At 53.9% G+C, this 17400-nt stretch carries 17 protein-coding genes; 5 read left to right on the forward strand and 12 right to left on the reverse strand.

Going from position 1 to position 17400, the window contains the following annotated elements:
- Positions 1-56: 56 nt before the first annotated feature.
- Together D9980_RS07380 and D9980_RS07385 are read right to left on the reverse strand one after the other, a co-directional pair.
- Entirely contained in the window at positions 57-494 is a 438-nt protein-coding gene (locus tag D9980_RS07380) for a glyoxalase (protein WP_121606903.1), read from the reverse strand.
- Positions 495-512: 18 nt separating this feature from the next.
- Positions 513-1382, reverse strand: coding sequence for a helix-turn-helix domain-containing protein (locus tag D9980_RS07385; RefSeq protein WP_121606904.1), 870 nt, complete (start codon positions 1380-1382; stop codon positions 513-515).
- 177 nt (positions 1383-1559) lie between these two features.
- Between D9980_RS07385 and D9980_RS07390 the strand changes: the two genes are divergently transcribed.
- On the forward strand, positions 1560-2465 hold the full coding sequence (locus tag D9980_RS07390; RefSeq protein WP_121606905.1) for a DMT family transporter: 906 nt from the start codon (positions 1560-1562) through the stop codon (positions 2463-2465).
- 749 nt (positions 2466-3214) lie between these two features.
- Here D9980_RS07390 and D9980_RS07395 read toward each other — a convergent pair.
- Positions 3215-3973 carry an alpha/beta fold hydrolase gene (locus tag D9980_RS07395; protein ID WP_121606906.1) on the reverse strand — a complete coding sequence of 253 codons (759 nt, stop codon included), beginning with the start codon at positions 3971-3973 and terminating at the stop codon, positions 3215-3217.
- Positions 3974-4085: 112 nt separating this feature from the next.
- On the opposite strand from D9980_RS07395, the gene D9980_RS07400 reads away from it, so the two are divergent.
- Positions 4086-4859 (forward strand): helix-turn-helix domain-containing protein, encoded by a 774-nt coding sequence (locus D9980_RS07400; RefSeq protein WP_121606907.1) that lies wholly within the window; start codon positions 4086-4088, stop codon positions 4857-4859.
- An 83-nt stretch (positions 4860-4942) separates the two neighbouring features.
- On the opposite strand, the gene D9980_RS07405 is transcribed toward D9980_RS07400, so the two are convergent.
- Positions 4943-5539, reverse strand: coding sequence for a histidine phosphatase family protein (locus D9980_RS07405; protein WP_121606908.1), 597 nt, complete (start codon positions 5537-5539; stop codon positions 4943-4945).
- Positions 5540-5742: 203 nt separating this feature from the next.
- Between D9980_RS07405 and D9980_RS07410 the strand changes: the two genes are divergently transcribed.
- On the forward strand, positions 5743-6150 hold the full coding sequence (locus tag D9980_RS07410; protein ID WP_024486661.1) for a cupin domain-containing protein: 408 nt from the start codon (positions 5743-5745) through the stop codon (positions 6148-6150).
- An 83-nt stretch (positions 6151-6233) separates the two neighbouring features.
- Here D9980_RS07410 and D9980_RS07415 read toward each other — a convergent pair whose 3' ends face one another.
- Together D9980_RS07415 and D9980_RS07420 are read right to left on the reverse strand one after the other, a co-directional pair.
- On the reverse strand, positions 6234-6755 hold the full coding sequence (locus D9980_RS07415) for a chromate transporter (protein ID WP_121606909.1): 522 nt from the start codon (positions 6753-6755) through the stop codon (positions 6234-6236).
- On the reverse strand, positions 6752-7321 hold the full coding sequence (locus D9980_RS07420; protein WP_121606910.1) for a chromate transporter: 570 nt from the start codon (positions 7319-7321) through the stop codon (positions 6752-6754). The genes D9980_RS07415 and D9980_RS07420 overlap by 4 nt, the downstream gene beginning before the upstream one ends.
- A 99-nt stretch (positions 7322-7420) precedes the next feature.
- Between D9980_RS07420 and D9980_RS07425 the strand changes: the two genes are divergently transcribed.
- Positions 7421-8332, forward strand: a complete 912-nt coding sequence (locus tag D9980_RS07425; protein WP_121606911.1) for a LysR family transcriptional regulator — start codon at positions 7421-7423, stop codon at positions 8330-8332.
- Positions 8333-8339: 7 nt separating this feature from the next.
- Here D9980_RS07425 and licT read toward each other — a convergent pair whose 3' ends face one another.
- Genes licT through D9980_RS07440 form a run of 3 tightly spaced genes read right to left on the reverse strand, consistent with a single transcriptional unit; the run spans position 8340 to position 12472 of the window.
- Positions 8340-9179 carry a BglG family transcription antiterminator LicT gene (gene licT / locus D9980_RS07430; protein ID WP_024486610.1) on the reverse strand — a complete coding sequence of 280 codons (840 nt, stop codon included), beginning with the start codon at positions 9177-9179 and terminating at the stop codon, positions 8340-8342.
- A gap of 12 nt (positions 9180-9191) precedes the next feature.
- A complete protein-coding gene (locus D9980_RS07435; RefSeq protein ID WP_024486611.1) occupies positions 9192-10607 on the reverse strand; it encodes a glycoside hydrolase family 1 protein in 1416 nt (471 codons plus the stop codon).
- Positions 10604-12472 (reverse strand): beta-glucoside-specific PTS transporter subunit IIABC, encoded by a 1869-nt coding sequence (locus D9980_RS07440; RefSeq protein WP_121606912.1) that lies wholly within the window; start codon positions 12470-12472, stop codon positions 10604-10606. The genes D9980_RS07435 and D9980_RS07440 overlap by 4 nt, the downstream gene beginning before the upstream one ends.
- A 372-nt stretch (positions 12473-12844) precedes the next feature.
- On the opposite strand from D9980_RS07440, the gene D9980_RS07445 reads away from it, so the two are divergent.
- Entirely contained in the window at positions 12845-13684 is an 840-nt protein-coding gene (locus D9980_RS07445) for a PfkB family carbohydrate kinase (protein ID WP_121606913.1), read from the forward strand.
- A 203-nt stretch (positions 13685-13887) separates the two neighbouring features.
- Here the strand turns inward: D9980_RS07445 and D9980_RS07450 are convergent, their stop codons facing one another.
- The 3 genes from D9980_RS07450 to D9980_RS07460 all read right to left on the reverse strand — a co-directional run bounded on the left by D9980_RS07450 (position 13888) and on the right by D9980_RS07460 (position 17328).
- A complete protein-coding gene (locus tag D9980_RS07450; RefSeq protein ID WP_046808268.1) occupies positions 13888-14598 on the reverse strand; it encodes a flagellar brake protein in 711 nt (236 codons plus the stop codon).
- A gap of 72 nt (positions 14599-14670) precedes the next feature.
- Entirely contained in the window at positions 14671-15453 is a 783-nt protein-coding gene (locus D9980_RS07455) for an N-formylglutamate amidohydrolase (protein ID WP_121606914.1), read from the reverse strand.
- A gap of 174 nt (positions 15454-15627) precedes the next feature.
- The gene (locus D9980_RS07460; protein ID WP_121606915.1) at positions 15628-17328 is read right to left on the reverse strand and encodes a lysophospholipid acyltransferase family protein; all 1701 of its coding nucleotides are present in this window, start codon (positions 17326-17328) and stop codon (positions 15628-15630) included.
- Positions 17329-17400: the final 72 nt, after the last annotated feature.

Below are 17400 nucleotides of genomic sequence, written 5' to 3' on the forward strand. Positions count from 1 at the left end.
GGAAATCCGCTGCCCTTGATTCTCTATATAACAATAAGTTGCCTGGTTGTTCGGTGTTATGCCCGCATCCAGGGCGTTAAAGTCACGCCGACCAGCAAACCTTCCGGGCTTAGCAGACGGGTGACGCTCTGACCCCACGGCTCCAGACGATTGGCTACCAGCAGTTGATAGCCCTGATCCAGCAGCGTTTGGGTGGCCTTCGCCATATCTGCCACGTCAAATTCCATCCACGCCTGCGGCACCGGTAAATCTTGTGGCCATTGATCCTGACCAAAGCAGGATTGGGCAGCCTGCGCCAAAGGCCACAGCGCAAAGTGCTTCACGCCGTTCAAGGCATCGTGCTCGGTCAGCAGATAGTCCTCATTCCCTTCCATTGGCTTTAGCGGCAACCCCAGCGCTTGCTGATAAAACGCGGCACTTTGGCTGGTGTTTTGGGTGATCGGGCCAAAACCCGCGACAAAAAGTACCTCAACACCACAAAATGGTTGTTCCATATCCTTTCTCCTCAGGAATTAACGGCTTTGCTGCCGCAGCCATATCGGCGTATGGCCATAGAATGCCTTGAAACGGTGGCTGAAATGGCTGGCCGAGCTAAAGCCGCAATCCAGCGCAATCTGGGTTAGCGGCATCAGCGTGTTGCGCAGTAATTTCTCCGCCTGTTGTAAACGCACCTGCATCACGTACTGATGCGGTGCCTGCCCGGTGCTGTGTTTAAACATGCGGGCAAAATGAAACTCACTCAATTCCGCCTGAGCAGCCAAGTCTGCCAGCACCAATGGTTGATCGAGATGGTGATAGATAAACTCCTGCACCCGCTTCAGCACGGCCGGTGCCAACCCACCACGCACGCTAGGCAGCCGCCATTGCAACTGGGTGTAACGCTGAAGCATATGCGACATCAACAGCGTGGAGGCGCTGCTCAGTGCCAGCTGGTTGGCGCTGTCTTGCCAATTGTGATTAAGTAAAAACTGGCGATACAGCAACGTGATCTGCGGATCTTCCGCAAACGACAGCGGCTCTATGTTGATGGACGCCGGGCTGCGATCCCAAGTCTGCTCCACCAAATGGCGCAAATGCTGGTCGGTACAATACAGATGAACAAAGGAGAGATTGCTGCGGACATCCCAGGTGGATTCGTAATGACGCGGCATGATGCAAAAGCGATCCGGGCCGCCGCCGTTCTGCCACCCCCCTGGCACCTTCTGATAGCACTCATAACCATCCGCCACGTACAGGCTGAGAGTGTGGTGATCGGCACTTTCCTGGGTGATACGGTCGTTGCAGTTGGACCAGGCCGCCAGTTGCACGCCAGAGCCCAGTTGCACGCTGTTGTGCAACCGGGCTTTATGTTGGTGCAGTGTTTCAAATGCCAGGTATGCCATAGCTGCCCTATTCCTGTGATCCAAGCCGTTTCAGTTTAAAGAGTGATGGCGCGGGATACCAGTTGTCACCGGGCGCTTTTAACAAAAAAGCGCAAGAATATGCAATTGGCCGCAAAAGGCTGAAAGCGTTACGGCGCTAAAAGATGAATACTCCCGTCATCATTCACAGGAGAATTTATGAATACGCTGTTGTATCTTGCCGTGGTGCTGATTTGGGGCACCACCTGGATTGCGATTACCCTGCAACAAGGCACGGTAGCGATCCCCGTTTCGATCGGTTACCGCTTCCTGCTGGCTGCCGCCGTGATGTGGCTGGCCATGCTGGCGCTACGCCGTCTGCGGGCCATTAGCCTGCGGGACCACCTGTTCTGCATGTTGCAGGGCTGCTGTGTGTTTGGCTTTAACTTTTACTGTTTCTACCTGGCGGCGGCCTATATCAGCAGCGGGCTGGAATCGGTGATTTTCTCGATGGCGGTGTTGTTCAACGCGGTTAACAGCATGATTTTCTTCCGCCAACGCCCTAGCCCGAATCTGCTGCCTGCGGCACTGTTAGGCATGACCGGCATCGTGGCGCTGTTTTGGCAGGATCTGATGGCGACCCAGATGGCGCCAGAATTGCTTAAAGGGATCGGGTTGAGCGCTCTGGGTACCTACGGTTTTTCTCTGGGGAATATGCTCAGCACTCGCCACCAACGCCGTGGGCTGGATATGCTTTCCACCAATACCTACGCCATGAGCTACGGCGCACTGCTGATGTTTGCCATCGCACTGGCACAGGGCGCTTCATTGCAGCTCGAATTCACCACTCGCTATCTGGGATCGTTGTTCTATCTGGCGATCTTTGGCTCAGTGATCGCCTTTGCCGCCTATTTCACCCTGTTAGGCCGCATCGGCTCAGGGGCCGCCGCCTATAGCACCTTGCTGTTCCCGTTGGTGGCGCTGACGATCTCCACTCTGTATGAGGGTTACCAGTGGCATCTGAATGCGGTGATTGGCCTGTGCCTGATCCTGCTGGGCAACCTGGTGATGTTTTCCAAGCCGGGGATGTTCAATCTATATCGATGGAAACGTGGGGTTCAGTAACGGTATTAAAGATAAGCGTAGGGATACCGTTGCCCACTTAAGATAATCCACAAAAATCATTGAGGTGTGATGTAAACCACCTCAATGATTGCACCCTATCACGAAAGATTACAGCCCATTGCAGTAGGATTCGTAGTTCCCAGTTTACATTTCCTGCACCTGAAACCAAATTAATTTCATCAAAGCTTAAGACTTTCATTTAAAAACTCCTGTTACTTGATAATAAATAAACATCACGATTGCTATGCCAGTAGAAATAGCCAAGGACTGAAATAACGGAGACGCGTTAAAGCATCTCGCAATAGAACCTATGGCCACCCCAAGAAAAACACAAAAAAAGACAAATAGAATGTTTTTCATTAACCCCCCTAAAATGTAAGCAATGAACTTTTTTTAAAATTACAATATTGATTTCAATAAATCATAAAAATAAGAGAGATTGTTCAGGCATTGTAAAAATGCCTGAAGGTGCTAAGGTTTGTGATATAACCTACCAACTCATTTCTCAAATGATGTCATCACAGAATAACCATCCGGAAGTTGATAATGACTATCATTCTAAATTATTTCATCAAGGTCAAGTTATTTTTATTCGACAGTAAATGCCTATTCATCATTCCTATAATGAAAACCGTTAAAGCGATATACTAATTTTATTAGCAACAATCAAAGTAAGCAGAGAAAAATAAATCGATGGCCATGGTCTAAAACCTTGTCATCCCCGAAGGCTTTTTAGCTGCGCTCAAAATTCAGGCCTGTCGCAGGAAGCTCTCTATTCTCGTTGCCAGGGCAAGCGGTACTTCATTCATTGGGTAATGGCCTGCATTCTCAAGTATTTCCAGTTCAGCCCTTGGATACCATGCAAGGTAGGTAGAACGCATCAGATCCATATTGAATGTCGGATCATACTCCCCGATCAGCACCTTAACCCTGTGTGGTAAACCCTGTACCTCCGCGCTGAAATCGGTGTTACTCCATGCATTCAAGTAAGCGGCAAAAGCGGCTCTGGACGAATGCTCCATGGAATACTCAGCTTTCCAGTCGATCCACGATCGTGAAAGGCGCTGTCCAGTACTACGATTGATGATGGCCCTTCTATTCTCGATGCTATCAGCTGCGCCATTAAACAATGCTTGCCCTACAGGGTCGAAAGCCACACCGCAGCAAGGAACCGGTGCGACAGGAATTAACATACGCACGCGCTCAGGGGCCAGAGTCGCTACACGTTCAATTGCCATTCCGCCCATCGAGTGGCCTATCAAGCTAAACGTGTCGAATCCAAGCTCATCTGCAAGGGATAAGGTATCCATCGCAATTTCATCCATGCTATAAGTGCCAGTTGCGGAGCTCATGCTCCCGTATCCACGGTAGTTCATAAAGATATAGGTAAATTCGTCGCGGCTAAGGGCGTCCTCCATTGGCGTGAAAGCATGGCAATCGCCAAACCACCCGTGAAGAACGAGGACAGGATGCGGACCACTACCTACTCGGTGAAACGTGTTGGACATATCGACTCCTAATAAACTGAATGTGCCAGATGATTTCGTTACCGTGGCCATTGTAGGATCCGCAGTACCAGCTCGCTTTCAATATTGAGTCAATTATTATAGAGTTTGGGCCATGCGTAATACGTTACTCGACCCCTACGAAGACATCCCACGAATTGCCGTAGTCACCGCAAATGACTACCCGGCGTCTTCGACTTTTCCCTCCCATACACATCGTCGCAGCCAGTTTGCCTATGCAGCCTCCGGGACGATCAGCGTGTTCACGGCGCGTGAAAACTTGGTTGTTCCACCACAGCGGGCATGCTGGATACCTGCTGGCATCGACCATGAGATGCATATGCGTGGCCCTGTCACCATGTTGAACGCATTTTTTACCCCGGACGCTGCCCGCGCCGCAGGACTACCCGATGACTGTCGGGTCATTGGAGTGTCCCCCCTGCTACAGAACCTGTTGGTACAGGCAGTGGATTTGCCAGCGCTCTATGACCTGAATAATAGAGAAGGCAAGATTATGTCTCTGTTGCTTGATGAAATTACCACTATGCCGTCGCTGTTGCTAAATACTCCGTTGCCCGACGAGCCTCGTTTAGCCAGACTGTGCCGTCAACTGATTGAAAATCCCTCGCTTTCTATCGATATCAACAAAATGGCTGCTGAAGCAGGCATGAGTCGGCGCACTTTCACCAGAGTGTTCCGAGCTCAAACTGGGGTGAGCTTTAGCGAGTGGCGCCAACAAGCCTGTTTGCTGGCGGCTATCACCCGCCTCAACAATGGGGAATCGGTTACTCGCGTTGCGCTGGACCTTGGCTATGGGAGTTCAAGTGCCTTCACTGCACTATTCCGTCGGGTACTTGGCGTGCCACCCAGCCTATACCTTGAGAAATAGCGAAAAATCAAAGGGGTAATATTGCTGAATGGATAGGAGCACCGTACCGTGCCCCTAGTGACTGAATTTCTGCACTGATATTGTCACTTCATTCCGCTTGGGCAAGTATCCGCGACGTCGTTAAGCCCTTCGGTTTGACGTTCGAAGCGGATCTTGTTTACGGGAGCATCATGGTCAATCGTCAGAACATAGATACCGTCAAAATCACTCCCCGGCCATTTGGCCGCCAGTTGGGGATCGCCCCCTTCGGCGGTGATAATATTTTTTACCACCTGCACCAGGTTGTGATGTTCCCAAGAAACATACACCACGGCATTGCGGAAACGATCGTCCAGCAGAGCCGTCTGCAAATCAGCGATGTCATCGGCGTGATACTGAATATTCACCGGCAGCGAAAGCCGAATGGCCGTTGGGGTGATGGTGGTCAATGCCCGCATGGAGCTGCCCAGCTTATTTTTCTTGGGGCCAGCGGCATAAATGGCCTCCGGCTTACCGAAGCGGGAGATCAAGACCTCCGGCAGTGCCAAGGCGCGGTTAAAGCCTTTGCAGGTCAACTGACCACTATTGTTGTCTGGCTTCTCGCCGTGGCGAACGAAAACCAGGGTTTGCTCACTCCAGGCGGGCCCTGCCACGCAGGACAACAGTAACGCCAATACGCCGTTTTTAAACGCCTGCTTCATCGTTCTTCTCACCACAATTTGCCCTTAAGTCCCTGACAGAACACTGTCACGATTAGTGAATTTTTTGCATAGGGGTATGCCTATTTCGCTACCTTATCATTGAAGCTCCCCAGCAATACACTTCCTCCTGTCGACCATAAGCACATCGGTCCTCCTTTTTGGTTGCTTCCTGAAAGCAGGCGTAATTTGACGGCGGAGACAAAATGAACGAGAAATTTGACGGTAACGGTATTTTCCCCAAAGGGCCAAAAAACGACGCCTATGCGCAATATTTCACCGGCACCAGCTACCTGAACATGTTGACCACCGAAGGGGTAGCCATTGGCAATGTAGTGTTTGAACCAGGTTGTCGGAATAACTGGCATATTCACCATCAGGGCGGCCAGATCCTCCTGGTCACCGGGGGACGCGGCTGGTATCAGGAGTGGAATAAACCGGCTCGCCAACTTACCGCCGGAGACGTGGTCAATATCCCGGCAGGAGCCAAACACTGGCATGGTGCAGCCCAGGATAGCTGGTTTGCGCATATTGCCGTGGCGGTTCCGGCCGAAGGTTCCTCCAACGAGTGGTTGGAGCCGGTATCCGACGAGGATTATCGTCAGTTGCCTTGATGAAAAAGCCACCTGCCAAAACGGGTGGCTTGAGATTAATGACCAAGGGCGCAGCATGCTGCGCCCTCTAGATAATTAAGTGGTTACCCCATCACTAATCCCAGCACCGCCCCGCCCGCCAAGATCCATAATGGATGAATACGTTTATTCATACTCAGCAGCGTCGCTAACACAATTAATATCGCCAACCGCCAATTGGTCGCTGAAGCCTGGGCAATCAGCACGCCGCTGGCGGCAACCAGCCCGACCGTGACCGGCACCAGCCCAACCTGCACGATACGCCGCCAGGGTTTATCTTTGAAACGCCGCCACGCGCCCATCACCAGAATGGTGACGATGGACGACGGACCAAACTTGGCCACGGAGGAAACCAACAGCCCGGCCCAGCCCGCGACGTGCCAACCAATCAGCGGCACGATCATCATATTCGGCCCCGGTGCCGCCTGTGCCATGGCGAACAGCGCGCTAAATTCCTGGGCGCTCATCCATTGATGCACCTCCACTACCTGGCGCTGCATTTCCGGCAGGATGGTATAGCCGCCGCCGAACGCCATCAGCGAAAGCTCGGTAAAAATAATCGCCAACGAGATTAACACCGCCATCATGAAGGTTTCCTCCAGGCCAGCAGAATACTTAGCGGGGCCAGCACCAGCATGGTAGGCAGCAATGGCAGGCGTAACCAGGCAATCGCCGCCAAAGCAATGGCGACAATCGCTAACGGCAACCATTTCCCCCATAGTGGCAACAACATTTTCAACGCGGTAGAGAGCAACAAACCCGCCGCCGCTGCGGCCAACCCGGCGAACACGTGTTGCACATGGGCATCGTCTTGGTAGCGGGCATAAATCACGCCCAGGCCAACCACAATTGCCGTTGGGGCGCAAATCAGCCCCAGCAAAGCACATAGCGCACCACGCAGCCCGCGAAACTCCATCCCCACCGCCACGGAAAGGTTAATGACGTTGCCACCCGGCAGGAACTGGCACAATCCCAACAGTTCGGTGAACTGCTCAGCGGTTAACCAACGGCGTTGTTCCACCAACATGCTGCGCGCCAGCGGCAGCACTCCGCCAAAACCAATCAAACCAAGCATAAGAAAACCTGAAAACAGTTGACCATTGCTCGGTGGCTGATTGACTTCATGATCCTGTACCGCGTTAGAGTCAGACATTGCATTTCCCACATCACCCAAGTTGTTATCTCGCATGATGCGCGCGGCCATGTCATGATGTCTAATGCATTTCTAAACCAGTTTCGATACCTATAAGGTATGAAAATGATTGAGCTACGCCGCCTGCGGGCGTTCGTTACCGTGGTTGAAGAAGGAAATATCACCCGTGCCGCGGTTCGGTTGCACATTCAGCAACCGCCGCTGACCCGTTTGCTGCAAGGGTTGGAGGAAGAACTGGGCGTAAAATTGTTACAACGATTACCGCGTGGAGTACGCACCACAGAGGCAGGAAGCGTGCTGTTTAACGAGGCAAGAGCTTTACTGACAAGAGCCGAGAAGTTGACCGAAGCGGTCCATCGCGCGGCACGGGGTGAGCAAGGTCATTTGGCGATCGGTTTTACCAGTTCGGCGGCGCTGCATCCGTTCGTGCCCAATCTGTTACGCCGTTACCGCGATATTCTGCCCGGGATCACCACATTGCTGGAAGAGGCTGGCAGCGGAGAACTAATGGAAGCCTTGGTAGATGAACGCCTGGATGTGGCTTTCGTACGCTCGCCGGTGAGCGGGATACCAGGGTTGTTGATCGAACCTGTACTGCTTGAACCCATGCTTATCGCCTTGCCTGTTGGCCATCGTTTGGCGATAGACAGCAGCGAAAAGGTCCCCCTGACCGAACTGATCCACGAACCGCTGATCCTGTATCGCCGCCCGGCGGGCCAAGGTTTGTATGATGCCATTCTGGCCGCCTGCCACCGAGCCGGTTTCAGCCCGCGCATTGTGCAAGAGGCACCACGCCTGCCCGCCACGCTGAATCTGGTCGGTGCTGGCCTGGGATTGTCAATCGTACCGGCATCCATGCGGCGTCTAGGCGGCGACGGGATCGTTTTTCGCAACATTGCCGAGGAGGCTCAACTGAGCGCCCCGCTGTATCTGGCGCTGCGTGAACACCGCCAGTCACCGCTGATTACCCGGTTGCGCCAGTTGGTGGCAGAAACGGTGAACGCGCTGTAGACCGGGCCTAATCGTCCCGATCGACAATCCGCGTCAGGTGGATGACCAAGTACAGCAGCTCGTCGTTGGACATCTCCATTTGCAGCAGATTTTTCACATAGTCACGGATCACCAGTGCGCAACGATAGGCATCGGGATACTCTTTCGTCGCCTGCGAGAACAGGAAATCGTCTTTCGACTTCACCTGTTTGTTATCGATCATGCGTTGAATGAAAAACTGCATATGTAGCAGGAAACGCGAGTAGTTGAGCGAGTCCGTGGCGATATCAATGCGGAAATGGTATTTGATGATGTTGAAGATATCCTTCAGCATCTTCACCGCCAGCAGCGTGTGCTCCATACTCTGTACGTCGGTCTGGCCATTGACCAGATGAAAGGCAATATTCCCCGCCTCTGCCTCTGGCAACAGGATATCCAAACGCTCGTTGATCTGCGCCAGCGCCTGTAACGCCACGGCAAATTCCTGCGGATAAAAGCGTTTTACCTCATGCAACAGCCGGTTCTGAATGATGATGCCTTTACGGCAGCGCTCAATCGCAAAACTGAGATGATCCACCAGGGTAAAAAAGATCTGTTCGTTGACCCGGCCGCCAAGCTGGCTGTTGGCCAGCCTGAGGATCATCTGCACCAGCTCAATATGCTGCTCCGGCGTGGCTTCTATCAGGCGTAGATGGTCGTGGCCGGTTTGACCATTCTGCACCACATAGACTTTTTCTATGCTGGCCGCAGCCAGCACATCTCCCACTTTGCTGTTAAACCCGATGCCCTTGCCCATCACGATAACTTCGCGGTTATCGTTGTCGGTGGACAGCACCAGGCTGTTATTGAGCACCTTGACGACTTTCATCATTAAACTGTGTTATCCACGTTGTTGGCCGTTCGAGGCAATCAGGCGCTGATACCAGGCGAAACTGTTCTTCTTGATACGCCGCAGATCGTGCAGATCCTGTTCGCCACGGTTGACATAGATAAAACCGTAGCGCTTGGCGTAGCCCTGATGCGTGCTGACCAGATCGATCGCCGCCCACGGGCAGTAACCCAGCAGATCGACACCATCGTTAATCGCCAACTGCATCTGTTCGATATGCGCACGCATAAAATCGATGCGGTAATCATCATTGATGATATCCCCAGACAATAGCTGGTCCGGCGCGCCGATGCCATTTTCAGTAATTAAAATCGGCAGATGATAACGTTCATAAACCTTGCGCAGCGTCAGCCGCAGGCCCACGGGGTCGATCACCCAACCATAACGCGTTTTGTCGACATACGGATTTTCCGCTGCCCGATACACGCCCGGTTCGCCCAGCATGATTTGCTGGTCCCCCGCACGAGCCGTGATATCCGAGGCATCCCCACGGCTGGCAGCGATGGTGGCGGTGGAATAGTAGTTAATCGCCACATAATCCGGCCGCCCTTGCAGCAGTAGCTCCGCATCTCCATCTTCAATCACCGGGGCAAGGCCGCGATCCTGCAAATATCGCCAGGCCAACGCATTGTAACGACCATGTACTGCAACATCCAGAAAGCTCCAGCAGCGCAGCGTTTCCCAGTTATGGGCCGCGATGGCATCCAACGGATGGCAGGTTTCCTGATACATGGCAGTGGTATTGATCGCCGGGCCGATTTTTCCCTTGGGGCAGCGCTGATGGCACAAAGCCATAACCCGCGCCTGGGCCACCAGCATATGGTGGCTTTGTTGATAAAGTACCGGCTTGGTAGGCAGTTCGCCGCCCTTCGGCACACCGATGGCCCCAGGGTGCAGGATCATGGTGTTCTGCTCGTTGATGGTCAGCCAATATTTGACCTTATCGCCAAAGGCAGTGAACAGCACGTCCGCATACTCGACAAAGGCATCGATGGTCTGCCGGTTGCTCCAACCGCCCTGTTGTTCCAGCACATAGGGCAGATCGAAATGGTAGAGCGTGACCACCGGTTCAATGCCGTGCTTGAGCAGTTCATCGATCAGGTCACGATAGAACGCCAGACCAGGCTGATTCACCTCGCCCGTGCCGTTGGGCAAAATGCGCGTCCAGGCTACGGAGAAACGGTACGCCTTCAGCCCTAATTCGGCGAACAGCTTAACGTCCTCACGAAAACGGTGGTAATGATCGCTGGCCACCTTAAAATCTGCCGTGTCGGTGGGATGATCGAGCATATCCACAATGGAAGGACTTTTGCCGTCTTCGTCCCATGCCCCCTCAACCTGATAAGCCGAGGTTGAGGCCCCCCACAGGAAGCCTGGTGGAAAATCGTTCAGCTGTTGGTAAATCATGCGTTTTGCTCCTCAGTATTCAGCGCGACAATTTGCTCACCAAAGTTCACCGGGCCAGGTTGCCGACAGCTCAGGTGCGGATACTGCTCACTGTTGACCACCAGCACTGGGGTGATAATGTCGTAACCCAGCGCGGTAATCGCAGCAATATCAAAGCGCACCAGCTCATCACCGGTTTTCACCCGATCGCCCACCTGCAGTTGAGAGCTGAAATGCTCACCGTTAAGATTGACGGTATCGATGCCGATATGCATCAGCACTTCCATACCGTTATCGGCCTTAATGCCCACGGCATGCTTTGAAGGCAGGAAGGTCACGATTTCCCCGTCCACAGGTGCACGCAGCACGCCTTGCTCAGGCACTATCGCCACACCCTTACCCAGCAACCCTTGCGAGAATACGTCGTCATTCACCTGTTCCAACGCCACCAGTTGGCCTGCCAACGGGCTGTGTAGCAATGCGTCGTCACCAGACGGTGCGCTGTCTGTGGCTGTTGCCTCTTCTTCATCAACCGGATCCTCAAAGCCCAGGATCCAGGTCAAGGCAAAGGTCACGACGATGGCGATGACGCAGGTGATGAGGGCGTGCACGATATTCATCGGGTTTTCGCCGATAAAGGCCGGTAATGCCGCTAATCCTGGCGAAACAAAGGCATAGCGCACCAAACCGCTGACACCCGCGTAGACACCGGCACAGCCGCCACCGATCATGGCCGCGATCAGCGGTTTACGCAGTTTCAGAGTGACGCCGTAAAGTGAAGGTTCGGTGATCCCCAACAGCGCGGTGAAACCGGCGGATGAGGCCAATTGACGCAGGTTTTTGTTCTTGGTGCGGAACGCTACGCACAGGGTTGCCGCGCCCTGGGCGATGTTGGAAGCCAACATGCCGGGGCCATTAATCATTTCAAAACCGTTTTTACTCAACTGGCCGGTAGCAATAGGCGTCATCGCCCACGCGGTGCCGGTGATCACCAGGAACGGTTGCAGCCCGCCCATCAACATCGGGATCAGCCAACTGGCCTTGCCATCGATAATCGCCGCGCCGCTGGCCACCAGATCGTTGAGGAAAATGCCGAACGGCCCTACCGCCACCAAGGCTAGCGGCGTGGTAACCAGCAGGATGATCATCGGCTTGGTGAAGAATTTAATCATGGTCGGCGAGACTTTCTCGGCAAAGCGCTCGATATAGGACATCAACCATACCGTGAAGATGATCGGCAGCACCGAACCGGCATAATCGGCCAACCGCACCGGGATGCCAATAAAATCGATTGGCGATCCGGCGGCCAGCATCTGGGCAAGATTAGGGTGCAGCAAGGCTCCCGCGATGGTCATGGCCAGAATAGGGTTACATTCAAACTTGATCGAGGCGCCATAGGCCAGCAGCACCGGCAGGAAAAAGAAGGCGGCATCGGCGATGGTATCCAGCAGATGGTAAGTTGGGCTGGCCGCGCTGATCGCCCCAGTTAACTTGAGGATCGCCAGCAGCGCCTTGATCATCCCCGCACCGGTAATAGCCGGGATCACCGGCGTAAAGGTGGTCGAAATCACGCTGATAATCTGCGTAAAGACACCGCCCTTGGCCTTGTTCTTTTGCTGTCCGCCCGGTTTGCCCAGCGGTTGGCCGATCGCTTTTTGCAACGCGCGGAAAGTCTGTTGCACGTTGTTGCCCACCACAATCTGGAACTGGCCACCGCGCTCGACCACGCTGATCACACCGGGCAATGCTTCGATCGCCTTCGCATCTACCCGACTATCGTCGTTAAACTCCATCCGCAGGCGGGTGGCGCAGTGCGTCAGCTTACTGACGTTATCCTTCCCCCCGACCAGTGCCAATATGTCCAAGCCCAACTTGTTATAATCCATAGGTTTTCCCCGGCAAAAAAGCAAAAAAAAAGACCAAAATGAAAATGCTCCCCTTCAACAGAAGAAGTGCATTTCTATTTTGGTCTTGCCTGCTTGCGCAGTAACACGCCATCATAAAAATGATTGAGTAGCTGATTAGGCTACGGCGCAAGTAATACCGCGGACGCGATCGCCAGGCAACCGGCAACGGCAAGCTTTGTGATTCGCATCACGATTAGCCGCAGGAAAAATCGCAAGCGATCCAACGAAAAATCATCAAACTCTCCCGCGACCTACTGTAGCCATCCCCTTCAATAGGTTAAACTTCTCTACCTCGGCGAGTTACCTCTGCCGACCGTTGCGCTTGAATAACAATGAACCAAGGAAGTCCACATGCAACAAGGCTCTAAACTGCGGCCACCACCCATTGATGTGATCACCATTCAGTCGCAGGTGGTCTACGGTAGCGTGGGGAATGGCATTGCCTACCGCACGTTGTTGAAGAAAAACCTGGAGGTGTTGCAGGTACCGAGCGTGTTGTTTGGTTGCCCGCCCTATTACGGCGCGCCGCACGGGGGAGCGATCTCCAGCGAATGGTTTAGTGGTTTTCTGGAAGATCTGATCGCCCGTGAAGTCGTGTGCCGCGCGCGGGCCATCATTATCGGTTACCTGGGTGACGTTGCGCAGTGCCATATTCTGGCCGACTGGCTGCCGCGGGTGATTGCCCTCAACCCGGGTATCAAGATCTATATCGATCCGGTGATGGGAGACTATGGCGAAGGGGTTTACGTCGACAAACGTCTGGTTGAGCGTTATCGCTCGCCATACCTCAATCTGGCCCATGGCCTGACGCCGAACGGTTTTGAACTGGAGCAGCTGTGCGGCATGGCGTTGAGCACGCGTGAGCAAACCGAACAGGCTGCGCGGGCGCTACTCAAAGGCAATACGCAGTGGGTACTGGTCACCAGCGCACCTGGCGTAGCCAACAGTGCTCAAGAAGTTGGCCTGTTGCTGGTCACCGCCGACGAGGCGCAAAGCTTCACCCATGCCAAAATCGATTCGCCGGTGAAGGGGACGGGTGACATGTTCACCGCGCTGTTAATTGCCCATTTACTGCAGGGGGAACCTTTCAGCAAGGCAGTGCCGACGGCGATCCATGAGGTGTGTGCGGTATTGGAAGATGCAGCGCGTCACGGTTGGCAGGAGATCGGCCACCTGCGGGCGCTGAAGTGATGTGATGCCCCTCACCCTAACCCTCTCCCACAGGGAGAGGGAACCGATCGAGTTAGGCTGAAAGTAGAGTTATTCGCCTTGAACATCGACTGACTCACCTTTGTAGATGGGGCGAGTGAGGTTGCTGAGAGTACCTCTTTACTTCCAAATTAGCAGGAGCTATTAGCTCCCTCTCCCTGTGGGAGAGGGTTGGGGTGAGGGGTTTAGCGTTTTTTCTTCTTGTTGAAATCCAATTCAAAAGCAAACACCGCGCTTTGAATTTTGCGTTCGGTCAGCATCCCCATCTTGAGAAAACGGCAGGACAGGCGCATGAAGTGATGCGTTTGGTCTTCATCAATATCATGATCTTGATTCACGGCGATCAGTTCCATATTCACCTTGAACTTGCCGTAATCTCCCAAATCCAACTGCGCCTTATTAAACACCAGCCCCGGCTGCATATAGTCGGGTACCGCGCCATCAATACGCAAACCAACGCCACCCGGCGAAAGATCGTGAATTCGCAGTTGATAAGGGGTGCCATCGCTGTGTTCACCGTTACAGAAGAATTCACGCCAATAAGGCGTGGTGATACGTAACTGGCGGCGACGCTGGATATAAACCAGCTGTTTCGGCAGGCACGCCTCGTAAACCGGCATGTCGTTATGCTCGGTCAGCTGCGCCTGGTCGACGGAGAATTCGATTTTTGCATCATGGTTTTCAATCACAATGCTGAATTTCCCACCTGGGATCTGCTCTGGAGCATCGCAATCAAAGACGATGTTATCAGCGCCAACGCTCAATAATTGGCCAATGAATTCATGTTGTTGATTGACGACACGCAGCGGCGTTCTTTGCTTATAGATGTCGCGCAAGATTGCCAGAACTTCAAAACGCTCCTGCTTGATAAACCGTCCGTTATCAATATGTTCCACCCGTCACTCCCAGCATTGTCCATCGACGCTAACGCTTTCCTTACGCAATCATCACCGCCATCAATACTAAAGTCAAATTTCCCAGCGTTGCCATAATAATGGCAATAGCCGGGCAAAACGGGCTGCCCATGCTGCCTGGCCCGCACTATCCCCGATTAAATCCTGGCGGATCTCAATGCCAACATAAGGTAATTCATGGCGTTCCGCATGCACCGGCAGCGTGTAGTCGGTCGCATCAGTCATCGCATAAGGCTCGTTGATACCGACCTGTAAATCCCCTTCTGCACGCAGCAACTCCGCCAACAGCAGGGCAAATTGTGGATGGCGGTTAAACAGTAGCCCAACCTGCCACGGCCGCGCATCGCCTTTAAACACCGGCGTAAAGCTGTGCATAGCGATCACCGCGCTGGGTTGGTTATTGGCGCGGCGAGCTGCCAGCGTGTGATTGATGGCCTGGTGGTAAGGCTGAAAAATTTCCTGTTCACGGGCTCCCGCTTCGGCCGCGCTGATCCCTTGATTGCCAGGAATTGGCGTAACTTCCGATAACGGTGGGATCGAACTGGCAATCCCCGGCGTACGGTTACAATCGATCACCAAACGCGAGTAGTGCTGATGGATTAATGTTGCATCCAACTGTTGGGCCAGCAGGCGGGAAACTGCCAGCGCACCGATATCCCAGCCGATATGCCGATCGATATCGCCGCTGGCCAGCCCAAGATCGCCCAAACGTTTTGGGATGGCCTGCCCTGCGTGATCGCACAGCAGTAAGAAAGGAGAAGTCGCCTGTGGCAGCTCAACGCTCACGGCCGCAGGCTCATCGGCAGACAACAAGGTTGGGGTATAAGGGTGATACATAGGGCACTCCGGCGCGAGAAAGCGCTAATTCTAGGCGATCCTCTCACCGGCTACCAATATCCCATGGGAGAATCTGGCGTGGCCGCACTTTCGGTCAAAACGGAGCCGGTGTGCCATGACCCATTGATGTTATGAATGGGCGCAGCATGCAACGCCCTTACAGGATTAACCGAACTAAAGATGGGCGGCAATATAGCGCTGATAGCGGGCAGGCTTCAGCCGCGTCAGATCCACCAACACCAAACCATCGATACAGTGGTTGAACGCCGGATCGGTACCGAAGTCGATAAACTGCACGCCGCCAGGTTCACACAGCTCGGTGTATTGCTTGTACAAGGTCGGGATCGAACAGCCGAGGTTGCTCAACAGGCTTTTCAGGCGCAGCAAGTCTTGCTGATAATCATCACCAGCGAACTGGGCCAATACCTGCGGCAAGGAGGCCGGATAAGGTTGCCGTGACTGTGCCATAGCATGGTCTGGAGAGAAATAGAGACGATAGAAGGCAATCAACAAATCGCGGGCGGCAACCGGCATACCGCCTGAAATGGATACCGGGCCGAACAGGTAGCGATACTGTGGATATTTGGCCAGATAGGCGCCAATGCCGAGCCACAGGTAATCCAGACCGCGCTTCCCCCAATAGGCCGGTTGAATAAAGCTGCGGCCTAACTCAATCCCCTGGTCAAGGATCGGCGTCATATCGTGATCGTAATGGAACAGGCTGTTGCTGTAGATGCCTGCCAGTCCCTTGCTGGCCAACTGCGGTGCCGTAGGAATAAAGCGATAGGCACCGACGATTTCCAGCTCCTCCTCATCCCACAGCACCAGGTGATAATAGTCGTCGTCATAGCTGTCCAAATCGCGCCGCCGCCCCGAGCCTTCGCCCACGGCACGGAAAGCGATCTCACGCAGGCGGCCAAGCTCCCGCAGGATCGGTGCTCTGGCCTCCCCCTGGCGGCGATAAAGGAAAATGGTTTTGCCATCTGGCGTAACACCCAGTCTTTCGCAGACCGCCAACGCTTTTTTCAACTCGAGGCGATCTTCCGCCAAGGCGATGGCCGATTCGCTGGTAAACAGTCCCGGCCTCCCCTGACCAAGCCGATAGACATGGCGACGGAAACGCTCGGCGAGATCGCGTGCTTGAGTATGGCCATCATGCCAATGGGCAAACGGAATGCGCCCGCCGATGCGGATTTTGATCCGTCCACCCTGCTGTTTGAACATCTCGCGCACCAACAGCAAGGTGGATAACGGGCGATAAATCAGCGAGGTCAAATAGAACAGGCCGCTGTTTCGGGCGCTGATATGGATGGGTACGATCGGTGCCCGCGCCTTGGCAGCCAACCGCAGAAATCCGGTATGCCAGTGGCCATCGCGTATCCCTTTGGGGCTCATGCGGGACACTTCCCCCGCCGGGAACAGGATCAGCACCCCCTGATTATCCAACTGGGCCTGCATGGCTGCGATCTGCTGGCGGTTGGTGCGGTTGCCCAGGTTATCAACCGGTACAAACAGATTACGTAAGGGTTCGATACAGCTCAGTAGCTGGTTGGCCACTACCTTGACGTCTGGCCGTACCGCCGCAACGGTCCGCAACAGCACCAAGCCATCCAGCGAACCAATGGGATGGTTGGCAACCAACACCACTGGGCCTTGGCTGGGAATGTTTTCCAGATCCCCATCCACCAGTTCACAACTCAAATGAAAGTAGTCCACCACCTGCTCGATCAGATCCAACCCTTTCAGGTGCGGATATTCGGCGGCAAACTGTCTGAATTCTCTTTCACGCAGTAAGGTTCTTAGCAGGCTTCGCTGCCAGGCTGGGGGAGAACGCTGTGGGAAGACATCTTGCAGCAGGCTATCCAAAGTAAACATCGGGTCATCTCCTGGCCTAGTCGCTGAAAACTTAAGCCAGCGTCATGACCTGAACATAACCGTTTGATGACG

Origin of the sequence: Serratia sp. 3ACOL1 (assembly GCF_003668775.1) — a bacterium.
GTDB lineage: Bacteria > Pseudomonadota > Gammaproteobacteria > Enterobacterales > Enterobacteriaceae > Chania > Chania fonticola.

Excerpts from the sequence above, each read along its gene's own strand:
- D9980_RS07380 (WP_121606903.1), bottom strand. The coding sequence starts at position 494 with ATGGAACAACCATTTTGTGGTGTTGAGGTACTTTTTGTCGCGGGTTTT.
- D9980_RS07385 (WP_121606904.1), bottom strand. The coding sequence starts at position 1,382 with ATGGCATACCTGGCATTTGAAACACTGCACCAACATAAAGCCCGGTTG.
- D9980_RS07390 (WP_121606905.1), top strand. The coding sequence starts at position 1,560 with ATGAATACGCTGTTGTATCTTGCCGTGGTGCTGATTTGGGGCACCACC.
- D9980_RS07395 (WP_121606906.1), bottom strand. The coding sequence starts at position 3,973 with ATGTCCAACACGTTTCACCGAGTAGGTAGTGGTCCGCATCCTGTCCTC.
- D9980_RS07400 (WP_121606907.1), top strand. The coding sequence starts at position 4,086 with ATGCGTAATACGTTACTCGACCCCTACGAAGACATCCCACGAATTGCC.
- D9980_RS07405 (WP_121606908.1), bottom strand. The coding sequence starts at position 5,539 with ATGAAGCAGGCGTTTAAAAACGGCGTATTGGCGTTACTGTTGTCCTGC.
- D9980_RS07410 (WP_024486661.1), top strand. The coding sequence starts at position 5,743 with ATGAACGAGAAATTTGACGGTAACGGTATTTTCCCCAAAGGGCCAAAA.
- D9980_RS07415 (WP_121606909.1), bottom strand. The coding sequence starts at position 6,755 with ATGATGGCGGTGTTAATCTCGTTGGCGATTATTTTTACCGAGCTTTCG.
- D9980_RS07420 (WP_121606910.1), bottom strand. The coding sequence starts at position 7,321 with ATGTCTGACTCTAACGCGGTACAGGATCATGAAGTCAATCAGCCACCG.
- D9980_RS07425 (WP_121606911.1), top strand. The coding sequence starts at position 7,421 with ATGAAAATGATTGAGCTACGCCGCCTGCGGGCGTTCGTTACCGTGGTT.
- licT (WP_024486610.1), bottom strand. The coding sequence starts at position 9,179 with ATGAAAGTCGTCAAGGTGCTCAATAACAGCCTGGTGCTGTCCACCGAC.
- D9980_RS07435 (WP_024486611.1), bottom strand. The coding sequence starts at position 10,607 with ATGATTTACCAACAGCTGAACGATTTTCCACCAGGCTTCCTGTGGGGG.
- D9980_RS07440 (WP_121606912.1), bottom strand. The coding sequence starts at position 12,472 with ATGGATTATAACAAGTTGGGCTTGGACATATTGGCACTGGTCGGGGGG.
- D9980_RS07445 (WP_121606913.1), top strand. The coding sequence starts at position 12,845 with ATGCAACAAGGCTCTAAACTGCGGCCACCACCCATTGATGTGATCACC.
- D9980_RS07455 (WP_121606914.1), bottom strand. The coding sequence starts at position 15,453 with ATGTATCACCCTTATACCCCAACCTTGTTGTCTGCCGATGAGCCTGCG.
- D9980_RS07460 (WP_121606915.1), bottom strand. The coding sequence starts at position 17,328 with ATGTTTACTTTGGATAGCCTGCTGCAAGATGTCTTCCCACAGCGTTCT.